At 68.6% G+C, this 12,423-nt stretch carries 8 protein-coding genes and 3 pseudogenes; 4 read left to right on the forward strand and 7 right to left on the reverse strand.

All coding sequences use genetic code 11. The annotated features are described in order from the left end of the window. Positions 1-85: 85 nt before the first annotated feature. From ACFW6B_RS32185 to ACFW6B_RS32205, 5 genes and pseudogenes are all read right to left on the reverse strand, one after another. Positions 86-310 (reverse strand): transposase, encoded by a 225-nt coding sequence (locus tag ACFW6B_RS32185; protein WP_386601758.1) that lies wholly within the window; start codon positions 308-310, stop codon positions 86-88. Between the two features lie 9 nt (positions 311-319). Then, a pseudogene (locus tag ACFW6B_RS32190) lies at positions 320-448 on the reverse strand (IS5/IS1182 family transposase); the annotation flags it as partial. A 32-nt stretch (positions 449-480) separates the two neighbouring features. Continuing rightward, a pseudogene (locus tag ACFW6B_RS32195) lies at positions 481-1,162 on the reverse strand (transposase); the annotation flags it as partial. A gap of 88 nt (positions 1,163-1,250) precedes the next feature. After that, positions 1,251-2,339 carry a PQQ-binding-like beta-propeller repeat protein gene (locus ACFW6B_RS32200; protein ID WP_386601619.1) on the reverse strand — a complete coding sequence of 363 codons (1,089 nt, stop codon included), beginning with the start codon at positions 2,337-2,339 and terminating at the stop codon, positions 1,251-1,253. Between the two features lie 501 nt (positions 2,340-2,840). Beyond that, positions 2,841-3,149, reverse strand: a complete 309-nt coding sequence (locus tag ACFW6B_RS32205) for a DUF1360 domain-containing protein (RefSeq protein WP_386601621.1) — start codon at positions 3,147-3,149, stop codon at positions 2,841-2,843. A 259-nt stretch (positions 3,150-3,408) separates the two neighbouring features. Between ACFW6B_RS32205 and ACFW6B_RS32210 the strand changes: the two genes are divergently transcribed. Next, the gene (locus ACFW6B_RS32210; protein ID WP_386601762.1) at positions 3,409-5,838 is read left to right on the forward strand and encodes a GDSL-type esterase/lipase family protein; all 2,430 of its coding nucleotides are present in this window, start codon (positions 3,409-3,411) and stop codon (positions 5,836-5,838) included. Positions 5,839-6,208: 370 nt separating this feature from the next. Here the strand turns inward: ACFW6B_RS32210 and ACFW6B_RS32215 are convergent. Both ACFW6B_RS32215 and ACFW6B_RS32220 read right to left on the reverse strand, forming a co-directional pair. After that, a pseudogene (locus ACFW6B_RS32215) lies at positions 6,209-6,406 on the reverse strand (transposase); the annotation flags it as partial. A 341-nt stretch (positions 6,407-6,747) separates the two neighbouring features. After that, entirely contained in the window at positions 6,748-7,992 is a 1,245-nt protein-coding gene (locus ACFW6B_RS32220; RefSeq protein ID WP_386601623.1) for an ROK family protein, read from the reverse strand. A gap of 216 nt (positions 7,993-8,208) precedes the next feature. On the opposite strand from ACFW6B_RS32220, the gene mmsA reads away from it, so the two are divergent. The 3 genes from mmsA (at position 8,209) to ACFW6B_RS32235 (ending at position 12,381) form a co-directional block, all read left to right on the forward strand. Next, positions 8,209-9,756: a multiple monosaccharide ABC transporter ATP-binding protein gene (gene mmsA, locus ACFW6B_RS32225; protein ID WP_386601625.1), complete on the forward strand. Its 1,548-nt coding sequence runs from the start codon at positions 8,209-8,211 to the stop codon at positions 9,754-9,756. Beyond that, entirely contained in the window at positions 9,753-11,054 is a 1,302-nt protein-coding gene (mmsB, locus tag ACFW6B_RS32230; protein WP_386601627.1) for a multiple monosaccharide ABC transporter permease, read from the forward strand. The genes mmsA and mmsB overlap by 4 nt, the downstream gene beginning before the upstream one ends. A gap of 217 nt (positions 11,055-11,271) precedes the next feature. Continuing rightward, entirely contained in the window at positions 11,272-12,381 is a 1,110-nt protein-coding gene (locus tag ACFW6B_RS32235) for a substrate-binding domain-containing protein (RefSeq protein WP_386601764.1), read from the forward strand. The last annotated feature ends 42 nt before the right edge of the window (positions 12,382-12,423 follow it).

The following is a 12,423-nucleotide window of genomic DNA, read 5'->3' on the forward strand; positions in this document are numbered from 1 at the left end:
CTGGGCCCCGGCCTCTACACCGCAACACCATGGTCACCAGCCCCACTTGCGTGACCTGCGAAAACGCTAACTACCCGGCCTTGGGTCAAGGCCCGTCGCGCTCCTCCTCCAGCTCGCGGATCCTCTTCCGGGCAGCGGCCAGCTCCGCCTCGACGGCGTTACCACCGGCCAGCACGACGGCCGACGGCGAGGAGTGGGCGCCGGAACGACGTCCGTCGGCAGCGCGGATCCAGTTCCGCAGTGTCTCGGTGTTCACTCCGAGATCGCCGGCGACGGACTTGATCGTCGCTCCTGGCCGCGACCGGTACAACGCGACCGCATCCGCTGGGGTGGCGATGCCTCGCCATGCCTTGAGCTTGTTGATCAGGTGCTCGACGGTGTTCCTCTGCTCGTAGAGGGCGGCGTCGTGGCTGACGGGCCTACTGCCCCTGGAGCCCTTCTTCTCGCGGCAGCTGCTTGACCCACAAGCTGCATGGGTGTCTTGTCCCCGGCGACCGCGTCCGGCCGGGTGCGGGGTCGGCCGGCGGGGCCGCGGACCCGTAACTTCTCGAGCACCGGGATGAACTGCGGACTGTCCACAGCCTGGCCCGCGGTCAGCACGAACACCGGCGGGCGGCACTTGCGGGCGGCGGCCAGATGGACCTTGCCGGTCTGCCCGCCCTGGAACGTCCCAGGAGAGCGGCCTTCAGGCGGACTCTTCACCGGCGCCGGACGCGTCGCCGCTCCTGTCGCCCGGGATCGGCGTCCTGCCCGCTTCGTTCTTCGAGACTGCCCCCTTCGACCTGGCCTTTTTCTCCTCGGCGGCCGCCTTCTCCAGGACAGTGACGACGTCCTCGCCCAGATGCATCCCGGCGGCATCATGGTGTCCCCGCACGGTGGTGGAGTCGATACTGACCAGGGACAGGTCCACCTCACCCCGCTGCGCCACTTCCGCGATCAGGCCCTCCAGCAGGACCTCGAAGACGCCGGCGTCACGCCACTGCCGGAAGCGATTGTGCACGGTCGACCAGGCACCGAACATGGTCGGCATCTCCCGCCGCTGCCCGCTGGTCCTGAACCGCCAGATCACACCCTCGAACTGCTGCCGCAGCCGCTCGGGGTACGGACCGTACTCGCCGATCGGCAGGTACGGCCCGATGAACTCCCACTCTGCGTCCGCCAGTTGCCCTCACGTCACGCAAGAAGGTCTACCGGACCAGATCCCGTCGCGAGATCGAATCCCACAGATCGACCACGCCTCGATATCCGCCCTAATGCCACTGGAAAACGCGTATGGGGGTCGAGTAGGTCCGGTGGGTGATCACGGCGAAGCGGTCGTCGGCGACGCAGAGCGTTCCGGGGCCGTAGCCGTGCAGTCGGCGACGGGCGGCTACCCGTCCGTCGCGGGCGTCGAGCACCGTCACCCTGGTGCCGAACTTGTGGAGCACCAGCAGCCGCCCGCGGTACGGGACGAGGCACTCGCCGCGTAGCCGGTCGAAGGAGCGCCTCCAGAGGATCGTGCCCGTGGACAGGTCGATGCCGCCGATCCAGTCCGGCTTCTCGGTTTGCCCGTCCTCGTCCTGGACGGAGGGGCTGTCGTCCGGGTCCACTGTGGCGACGAGGACGCCGTTGACGACGGTGGCCGGCTGCTCGACCCGCTCGTACCGGCTGGGGAGGGCGGGGGACGCCGTGACCTTGCCCTGCTCGTCAAGGACGAGGAGCCTTCGCCGCCCTCGGGTGCCGCGTTCCCTGTTGACGACGATCAGCGGGTCGACGCTGGCGATCCAGGCGTACTCGGCATCCGCCTCGACCCTCAACGAGGTGCGCCAGACCTGGCGGCGGTCGCGCACGTCGACCGACTCGACGTGCGCGTCGGTGACCGAGACGACGTGCCGCCCCCTCAGGGCGGTGGTCGGAGCGGAGTCGCGGAGCGCGCGGAACGCCGCGTCGGGCGGGAGATCGCCGTGGTGGGCGTGCGCCGAGACCCGCGTGCCCTCGGCGAGGTCGACGGCCGTGACCCTGGGCCGGTCTCCATCGGACCGCGAGTCGTCGTGGTGGAGGACGTACGCGAGTCCCGCGTCGACGTCCCAGGAGACCTTCGCCACGACGTTGCGCCCGGGGGTGGGCCAGGTCCAGCGGGCGTCGGCGGCCTCGCCCCCGCCCTCGATACCACCGTCGCGGATGTCGTAGGCCCGCAGCCCGTCGAGATCGGCACGTATGACGGTGTCCCGGAGGAGCAGCCCGCCGAGCGGCTCGACCAGGATCGTGGACGAGGCGTCGTCGTTCGGGCGGTTCTCCTCGGCCGTCTTCCACACCGGTCGCAGCGCCTTGAACCGCCGCTTGGGTCCCCAAACATCCACCGGCGCGGTGTCCTCGTACATCCCTGCCCCCCGAAGAAGAGATCCGAAGAAGAGATCCCGCCGACATCGTGCCGCACCGATGAGTTGCGGCACGACCGGGTCCACCTCTCGCACCACCGCGAGCCACCGACGCCCGGAGCCACCGAAGAACGAGGAAACCTTGGCGTGTGAGGCGTCCGAGGCGGCTGCGGGTGACGTTCATGCACGGGTCGTCGGTCGGCATGCCAAGGAGTTCGTGCGGTTCACGGACCCGGAACGCCTGGCCGGGGTGTTGGCTGAAGGCGTTCACGATGGTCTGGTGGGCAGTGGCCTGCTCGGGCGGATCGAGTTCGTCTCCGTCGCCGGTCGGCGCGAGTTCGATGATGACCTTCCGTGCGGTGGTCAACTCCGCGAGAAGCGCGTCTGTTTCGCCGAGCGCGCTGGTCAAGTCCTCTGTCTGGCAGCGGAGTTCGGCAGACCGGCCGACGGCTTCGTCATGGCGGGCCAGGAGCTCGGTGATGTTCATGCAGCCGCCAGGCGGGTGGCACGAGGAGCCGTCAGGAGGCCGGCTGCCGGCGCGGTGGCCCCCCGTATGCCGAGGCGGAACGGGCAGGTGACCAGTTCTCCGACGGCGTGCCGCAGGCCGCTGCCGCGGACGTTCTCCTGGGGCTCTGCCGGGCCCGACGTGCCCCGGTACCGCGCGAACGGCGCCCTCGGCGGGCTGGTCACCGGGCCCTTGGCGAGCAGCCGGGTGGCCTGGTGGGGCGCGCCCGTCAGGAGCGGCGGATCGAAGGCGGAAGGCGGCGGTACCGGGCGCTGCCCCGCACGCACCGCCGCGACCGGGCCGGCCCGGATCGCGCAGACGGAAAGGCAACCGGACCGGCGAGCGCCTCATCTTCCTGCCGTAGGGCCCCGGCAAACCCCCGCTGTTCCGGGGCCCTGGCCCTGCCCGTGTCGATCTGCCCGGCGGCCCGCCGCCCGGCGAACAGAAGGAGCAGTCGTGCGAAGCAACGCATGTGCATTACTTTCGGCAAGACGGAAGCCCTCGGGGGGATATGGCCTCTTTACGCTGGTCCTCTCCGTGGCGGTGATGATCGCCGCAGCCGCGCTGCCCGGTGTCGCACAGGAAGCCGCTGCGGCGGATGCCCCAGGCTGCTCGGCCCACGCCACGTCCTTCGCCACCGCGCCGGTGGCGGAGGGCACTGCCGGCCTGCGCATCGGTTGCGCCCGTGACGCAGGAGGCCTCCGCGAGCTGGCGCGTGGTGACGACGACCTGGTGGCGGCTGTCGACTTCAACCCCGGGGACCGGCCGGACCAGCTGCACGAGCTGATGCAACAACTGGTCGACACCACCAAGAAGGACCAGGCCAACGGGCTCTCCCTCGGCGATTCCCTCACGCTGCAGACCGAACGGAACAGCATCGGCTACTACCAGCAGCCGGGCGACAGCATCGACTATGACGGCAGCGTACAGATCGTCGGTGACAGCCTGGTGTTCGTCGTGCCGGCCGGCGACATCGCCGCTGCGGGCTTCGCGGACAGTCTCTGGAAGAAGTTTGTCGCGGGCCTGGCCGCCGGCGCCGCCGGGATCGCGGCCAGCGCACTGTGCATGCTCATCCTGAACGCGAGCGCGGCCGTCCTCGGATCGGTCTGCGGCGCCGTGGGCGGAGCCGTGGCGGGAGGTGTCAGTGAGCTGCTCAATGCCTTCCTGGAGGGAAAGCCGATCGACGCGGACGTGTGGGGTTCCGCGCTGGGCAGCGCGATGGCAGGTGCAGCCATCGGCGGAGCCGGCGGTTTGCTCCTGAAGTTCGTGACGGTCGGATCCACCTCCCTGGTCCTCAACATCCAGAACTGGCTGCGCGAATGGGCGTCGAAGCTCGGAGCTTGGGGGAACCCGCTCGGAGCCGTTGCGAACGTGCTGCGCAACGGCAACGTGGCCGAACGGCTGCGTGAAGCCGTCCAGTGGGCCGTTGGAGGGGGCGGCGCCAGGAACGCAGCCCTGCGGATCATGCCGCTGGGCGACTCCATCACCTACGGCACGGGCAGCACCAGCGGAGCCGGGTACCGGTCCACGCTGTACAGGGCGCTCGACGAGCAGAGCGACGTGGAATACGTCGGCTCGCAGTGGTCCGGGCCGGCGATTTCGCCCAACTCCCACGAGGGGCATCCCGGCTGGCTGATCGGGGACATCGCCGGCATCACGGACTCCGTTGTGACGACGTACCGGCCCAACGTGGTGCTGCTGCACATCGGCACCAACGACATGAACAACAACGTCGACCCCGACGGCGCGCCGGCCCGGCTCGGCAGCCTGATCGATCAGATTCTGCGCAACGACCCCAAAGTGACGCTGCTCGTCTCGACCATCGTGCCGTCCGCGTTCCCGGAGACCAACGCCCGGATCACCAGGTACAACGCGGCGATCCCCGGTGTCGTGGAGGCCCGGCGTGCGGCGGGCAAGCACGTCCGGCTGGTCCGGATGAACACGGTCAGCACCGCCAATCTGGCCGACGGCCTGCACCCTGACGACCGCGGCTACGAGAAGATGGCGGCGGCGTTCTACGACGGGCTCCTGAGAGCGGCCGATGACGGCTGGCTGGCGGGAACAGGCGGGGGCGACGGACCGGTCGGAGGGCCTGTCAAGGGGTGGTTCCCGCAAGGCACCATCGCCGGCGGCGTCGGCGCGACAGGCAGCCATACCCGGTTCGCGGACATCAACGGTGACGGCCGCGCTGATTACCTGAAGGTCAACGACGACAGTTCGGTTCAGGCGTGGCTCAACGGTGGGCCCAATCCCAAGGAACCTAACGGCAGTGACTGGCTGTGGTTCCCGCAGGGGACCGTCGCGGGCGGTGTCGGGGCGGCGGGCAGTCATGTCCGGTTCGCGGACATCAACGGTGACGGCCGCGCTGATTACCTGAAGGTCAACGACGACAGTTCGGTTCAGGCGTGGCTCAACGGTGGGCCCAATCCCAAGGAACCTAACGGCAGTGACTGGCTGTGGTTCCCGCAGGGGACCGTCGCGGGCGGTGTCGGGGCGGCGGGCAGTCATGTCCGGTTCGCGGACATCAACGGTGACGGCCGCGCTGATTACCTGAAGGTCAACGACGACAGTTCGGTCCAGGCGTGGCTCAACGGTGGGCCCAACCCCAAGGAACCCGCCGGCAGCGACTGGCTGTGGTACCCGCAAGGAACCATCGCCGGCGGCGTCGGCGCGACGGGTGCTCGGGTTCGCTTCGCGCCGCTGTACGGGAGACGCTCCGCCGACTACGTCCTCCTGGGCAGCGACGACGGCGTGAACTACGACAGCTCCGCTCGGGTCTGGCAGAACGGCGGACCCAACCCCAAGGAACCCGCCGGCCACGACTGGCTGTGGTACCCGGGCGGGACGGTCGCCAGCGGAGTCGGCGTCGACGGAGCACGCATCCAGTTCGCCGACCTCAACAACGACGGCCGGGCCGACTACCTCGATGTCGACCCTCAGAACGGCGCCACCCGGGCCTGGATCAACTACGGCTGAAAACACCACGGACACCGGAGCCGCGCTCCGCTTCCTTACCCGAGAGCACTGATCCGCCGGGGGTGGGCTCCATGGCCCCACCCCCGGCGATTCGCGCCCTCCGCGAGACTCGGGGCCGCGGTCGACCACACCCCCGGCATCACCCCGCCCACACCGCTCGCCTCACCACCCCCGACAGCCCCCACTTCTCGCGAGGGGAAAGCAAGAGAGACAGCAGCAAAAGAGGGCCAAACTCCCTCTTACAGGCGTGCGGCACGGATGGTGCCGCCCCTACCCACCCAGGCGGTATGTCTGCCGTGCCTTTGGGAAGGGGAGCGCGGAGTATCCCGAGCACGAGGAAAGTCCGGCACTCCTACGGCGGCCCCACGCCCGTCCGGGCTTCGGGCTCGGCGAGCTCGTCCATCCCGTTGACCGCGCGGCCGGGAACGTAGACGGTCTGCCGGCCGTGAGCAGCGAGCAGGGCCAGCAGCAGCGCGGAGGCCGTGCCGGAGATGTCCACTGCCCGGCGGACATCATCTGCCGGCTCCAGGATCTCGCCGAGCGCGGTCGGAATCGCCGACTCGTCGTTTGCTCACTTGCCCCTCCTCGTTCCCCACGGTATGCCGTCGGCCCGAGGAACACCCCGCTGTCATCTCCGCAATCAGCGACCGAAGTGCACATCTCGATCAGCGGCCAGGGCGCCCCGGAGGGCCGGGCGGCCACTCCCGCAGAGCCACTGCGGACAAGAACGCCTGTGCCACACCCAGCCCTCCCGGGCCACCCGACAACTTACGGAGAACGCCTGGATGGGGGTGCCCCCGGACGGAGTCCGGGGGAGAGTTCACCCCGTTCCTGCGGTTCGGCACCGGGATCCGGCGCATCGTCCGCACGACGAACGCGATCCGAGCGGTCAGGCGTCCCGGGATTCGTTCACTCGGCGAGGAGGGCGGACAGCTGCGGCGAGAACGTCGAGTGCAGCACAAGGGCGGCACCGCCCACCACGGCGGCGTCCGCGCCGAGGGGGGACGCCTTGGCCTCGACGACCCGAACGCTGCGAGACAGCGGTCTGGTCGCCAGCGCCGAGGCGACGGCGTCGACGTACCGCGACTCCACGTGTTGGATGCCGTGGCCGCCGAGAACGATGAGATCCACGTCGATGAAGTTGACGACGTTGACCGCGACCGAAGCGACGTGTTCCGCGGCCTCGTCGATGACGGCGACGGCGACGGGGTCGCCGGCCGCAGCGGCGAGCCGGATCGCGGCATGGTCGACAGAAGCCGGATCCCGGTCGAACGCTTGCGACAGCTCACTCCCGTCCCGGGGCCGGCCGGCGAGCCGACGACGCACCTCGGCCACGATCGCCGAGGGGTTGACCAGCCGCTCCAGACAACCCCGGTTGCCGCAATAGCATTCCGGTCCATCGGGCAGTACGGGCGAGTGGCCGAACTCTCCCGCGTTCAGCGAACCGCCTCTGTACACCTGGTGGTTGAGGATGAGGCCGCCGCCTATGCCGGTTCCGAAGAAGAAGTAGGCGAAGTTCGCCACGCCCTTGCCCGCACCTGACCAGCGTTCGCCGACCGCGGCGGCTGTGGCGTCGTTGTCCAGCGTCACCGGCAGCCGGGTGGCGGCGCTGAGCATTCTTTGCAAGGGAACACGGGTCCAGTGTGCGAGCTGGGGCGGAGTGACGATCATGCCGAGCTCCTGGTCGATCGGTCCCGGGGCGGCGAGGCCCAGGCCGAGCACCTTGTCCCGCGGGACGTCGGCTTCGTCCAGCACTTCGGCGACCAGCTCGGCCATGGCCGCCACCACATGGGACGGGTCGACGCTGGGAGGGGTGGGGCGCTTCTTGACGAGCAGGGGGCGTCCTTGCAGATCGACCACGGAGCAGGTCAGCTCGATCGGGTCGAAGTGCAGTCCGACCGCGTTGCCCGCGTCGGCGTTGAGCCGCAGCGTGGTGCGGGGTTTTCCGCCACTGGCGACCCGGCTGGCGCCGTCCTCCCGGACTATGCCCTCGTCGAGCAGGCGGCGCACGATGCCGGAGACGGTCTGCGGGGTGAGGCCGGTCTGCTGGGCGATCTCGACCCGGCTGACGCCGTCGGCGAGCTGGATCTGGTCCAGGACGACCGCCCGGTTGTACCGCCCGACCTTGGGGAGGTTGGTTCCTGCCTGCCGCACCTGCGGTCCTCTCTGTCGCTCTGCATAACCATTCTGTCACGAGCGTTGACCTAGTAAATCAAATGGATTTACTGTCCCGGCACGCAGTTGTCAGCACCCCGGAAACAAGGCACCGCCCAGTGCCATCGGAGGCAAGCCGATGTTCACGAAACCCCGCATCCCCGAAGGCTCGGCCCCAGGAGTTCGGCGCGGCCCGAACAGTGCGGAGCCCTGCTCATGACCAAGGCCCCGCCCCTGCTGGAGATGCGGTCGATCACCAAGACCTTCCCCGGCGTCACGGCACTCGCCGACGTCAACCTGGCCGTCCGAGAGGGCGAGATCCACGCGATCTGCGGCGAGAACGGCGCCGGCAAGTCCACCCTCATGAAGGTGCTGAGCGGGGTGCATCCGCACGGCAGCTACACCGGTGACATCGTTTTCCGGGGGGAGCAGGTCCGGTTCGACGACATCCGGGCCAGCGAGCGGTCCGGCATCGTGATCATCCACCAGGAGCTGGCCCTGGTGCCCGGCATGTCGATCACCGAGAACATCTTCCTCGGCAACGAACCGCGCCGGCGCGGTGCCATCGACTGGAAGACCGCCCAGCGCCAGGCCCTGGAGCTGATGGAGCAGGTCGGGCTCCGGGAGGACCCGGACGCCCTGATCAAGGACATCGGTGTCGGCAAGCAGCAACTCGTCGAGATCGCCAAGGCGTTCGCGAAGGACGTCAAGCTGCTGATCCTCGACGAGCCGACCGCGGCCCTGAACGAGGACGACTCCCGTCACCTGCTCGATCTGCTGCGCGGCTTCCGGGAACGGGGCATCACTTCGATCATCATCTCGCACAAGCTGAACGAGATCGAGGCGGTGGCCGACACCATCACGATCCTGCGCGACGGCCGCACCATCGAGAGCCTCGACGTCAAGGCCGACGGCGTCAACGAGGACCGCATCGTGCGGGGCATGGTCGGCCGGGAGCTGAGCAACCGCTTCCCCGACCGCACGCCCGACATCGGCGAGATCTTCTTCGAGGTCCGCGACTGGACGGTGCGCCACCCCAGCTCGGACGAGCGGCTGGTGTGCAAGGGCTCGACGTTCCACGTCCGCCGTGGCGAGATCGTCGGTTTCGCCGGGCTCATGGGCGCGGGCCGCACCGAACTCGCGATGAGCCTCTTCGGCCGCGCCTACGGCACCTGGCTGTCCGGTCAGGTCTTCAAGGACGGCGAGGAGATCCGGCTGAAGACCGTGCCGGACGCCATCCGGCACGGAATGGCGTACGTCAGCGAAGACCGCAAGTCGATCGGCCTCAACCTCCTCGACGACATCAAGACGTCGATGGTCGCCGCCAAACTGCCGAAGATAGCCAAGCGCGGAGTCATCGACCCGGTGCGCGAGCACCAGGTCGCCGAGGAGTACCGCCAGAGCCTGCGGATCAAGACGCCCGGCGTCGACGAGGGCGTCGCCAAGCTCTCCGGTGGCAACCAGCAGAAGGTCGTCCTGGCGAAGTGGATGTTCACCGACCCTGACCTGCTGATCCTCGACGAGCCGACCCGCGGCATCGACGTCGGCGCCAAGTTCGAGATCTACGGGATCATCCAGCGGCTCGTCGCCCAGGGGAAAGGCGTCGTCGTCATCTCCTCGGAGCTGCCGGAGCTGATCGGCCTGTGCGACCGCATCTACACGGTGTTCGAAGGAACCATCACCGGTGAGGTGGCCCGCAGCGACGCCGACCCGGAACTCCTCATGAAGCAGATGACCGCCAAGAAGAAGAGCCCGACCTCATGAACCGTATGAAAGACCTGCAGAAGAACCTCTTCGGAGGCACGACCTCCAACGCTCGTCAGTTCGGCATGATCTTCACCCTGGTGGCGATCGTCCTGCTGTTCCAGATCTTGACCGGAGGCCTGACCCTGACCTCCGGCAACCTCATCGCAGTCGTCAGCCAGTACTCGTACATCCTGATCCTGGCCATCGGCATGCTGATGGTGATCGTCGCCGGACACATCGACCTGTCGGTCGGCTCCGTCGCGGCATTGACCGGCATCATCGTCGCCAAGGCGATGGAGGAGTACTCGCTCCCCTGGCCGCTCGGCATCCTGCTCGGCCTGCTCGTCGGCGTGCTGATCGGCGCGTGGCAGGGCTTCTGGGTCGCCTACATCGGCATACCGGCCTTCATCGTGACCCTCGCCGGGATGATGCTGTTCCGCGGCGGCAACCAGTACATCGGCAACGCCGACACGGTTCCGGTGCCCGAGGGCTTCCGCGAGATCGGCGCCGGCTTCCTGCCCGAAGCGGGTCCGGACACCGGATACAACAACCTGACGCTGTTGCTCGGGCTGGCCGCCTGCGCGGGTCTGGTGTGGCGCGAGTTCAAGGCGCGCCGGACCCGTCATGAGATGAAGGCCGACGTCGCACCGCTGTGGATCACGGGCATCCGGCTGGCCGCCATGATCGGCGTGATCGTCTTCGCGACCCTCCGTTTCGCCGGCGGCCGGATCGGCACCAGCCTGCCGATCTCCGGCATCATCCTGATCGTCCTGGTCCTCGCGTACTCGTACTACACGCGCAACACCATCGGCGGCCGACACATCTACGCCGTCGGCGGCAACGCCCGTGCGGCCGAACTGTCGGGTGTGAAGCTCAAGAGGGTCAACTTCCTCGTCATGATGAACATGTCGGTGCTGGCTTCCCTGGCCGGCATGATCTTCGTGGCCCGGTCCGCGGCCTCCGGCCCTCAGGACGGTCTGAGCTGGGAACTGGACGCCATCGCGGCCGTGTTCATCGGCGGTGCGGCGGTCTCCGGCGGCCTCGGCACGGTCAGCGGCTCGATCGTCGGCGGTCTCGTCATGGCCCTGCTCAACAACGGCCTCCAGTTGGAGGGTGTCGGCTCGGACATGGTCCAGATCATCAAGGGTCTGGTCCTGCTCCTCGCCGTCGCCTTCGACGTCTACAACAAGAGCCAGGGACGCTTCTCGATCATCGGGGCGCTGATGCGTCCGCTCCGGCGTGACGACGCCACGGCCACGCCGGAAGCGCCGCAGCCCCCGGTCCCCGACGCCGACACGGCGAAGGTCGCGGGCTGACGCCCGCAGCCTCCGGCCGGCCTCGATCGCCCCTCCTCCCCTCCCCCTCGACGACCGGGTACCCGGTCACCTGACCCACCGGGTACCCGGTTCCGCCCCCCGGCACGACCGGGCACGGGCACACAGTCCGGCGGTGTCCCACCGCACCGCCATCGCTGCGCCCGACGGCGCAGCGCAACTCCCGCAACCAGCACAGCACGAAGGGTTCGACTCCACCATGCGCTCACTCGTCACCAGAAGCATCGCCGCAGCCGGCGCCGTCGCACTGCTCGCCCTGGGTACGGCCTGCTCCAACGAACGTGAGGGTTCCACCGCCGGTGGCAGCGCCGACGGCAAGGGCTTCGCGAAGGACGCCCTGATCGGCGTCGCCCTTCCGGCCAAGACCTCGGAGAACTGGGTGCTCGCCGGCGACCTGTTCACCAACGGTCTGAAGGACGCGGGTTTCAAGGGCGACGTGCAGTACGCGGGCGCCTCGACCACCGTCGCCGACCAGCAGGCGCAGATCTCCTCCATGGTCACCAAGGGGGCGAAGGTCATCGTCATCGGCGCGACCGACGCCTCCCAGCTCGCCACCCAGGTGAAGCAGGCCGAGGAGGAGGGCGCCACCGTCATCGCCTATGACCGCCTGATCACCAACACCAAGGACGTCGACTACTACATCGCCTTCGACAACTACAAGGTCGGCCAGCTCCAGGGCCAGGCCCTCATCGACGGCATGAAGGCCAAGAAGCCCAAGGGCCCGTGGACGATCGAACTGTTCTCCGGCTCGCCGGACGACAACAACTCGAAGGTGTTCTTCGACGGCGCGATGAGCGTGCTCAAGCCCCTCATCGACAAGGGCGACATCGTTGTCGGATCCAAGCAGACCGACATCAAGCAGACCGCGACCCAGGGCTGGAAGGCCGAGAACGCCCAGCAGCGCATGGACTCGCTGCTGACCTCGGCGTACGGCGGCAAGAAGACCCTCGACGGTGTCCTGTCCCCGAACGACACCCTGGCCCGCGCGATCCTGACCTCGGTCAAGGGCGCCGGCAAGGCGGTCCCGGTCGTCACCGGCCAGGACTCCGAGGCCGAGTCGGTCAAGTCCATCATGGCCGGCCAGCAGTACTCGACCATCAACAAGGACACCCGCAAGCTCGTCGCCGAGACCATCAACATGGTCAAGTCCCTGCAGAAGGGCGACAAGCCGACCATCAACGACACCAAGTCGTACGACAACGGCGCCAAGGTCGTCCCGGCCTACCTCCTCCCGCCCGTCATCGTGACGAAGGAGAACGCGGCCGAGGCCTACGCCAACGACCCCAAGCTGTCGCTGCTCACCAAGTAGCACCGTCCCGTGCCGTCGCGCGCCCCGGGAAACCCGTCGGGG

The organism is Streptomyces sp. NPDC058751, from assembly GCF_042746485.1.
GTDB lineage: Bacteria > Actinomycetota > Actinomycetes > Streptomycetales > Streptomycetaceae > Streptomyces.

Bases quoted from the DNA above. Each gene is read 5' to 3' on its own strand.
- ACFW6B_RS32210 (WP_386601762.1), top strand. From the start codon at position 3,409: ATGATCGCCGCAGCCGCGCTGCCCGGTGTCGCACAGGAAGCCGCTGCG.
- mmsA (WP_386601625.1), top strand. From the start codon at position 8,209: ATGACCAAGGCCCCGCCCCTGCTGGAGATGCGGTCGATCACCAAGACC.
- mmsB (WP_386601627.1), top strand. From the start codon at position 9,753: ATGAACCGTATGAAAGACCTGCAGAAGAACCTCTTCGGAGGCACGACC.
- ACFW6B_RS32235 (WP_386601764.1), top strand. From the start codon at position 11,272: ATGCGCTCACTCGTCACCAGAAGCATCGCCGCAGCCGGCGCCGTCGCA.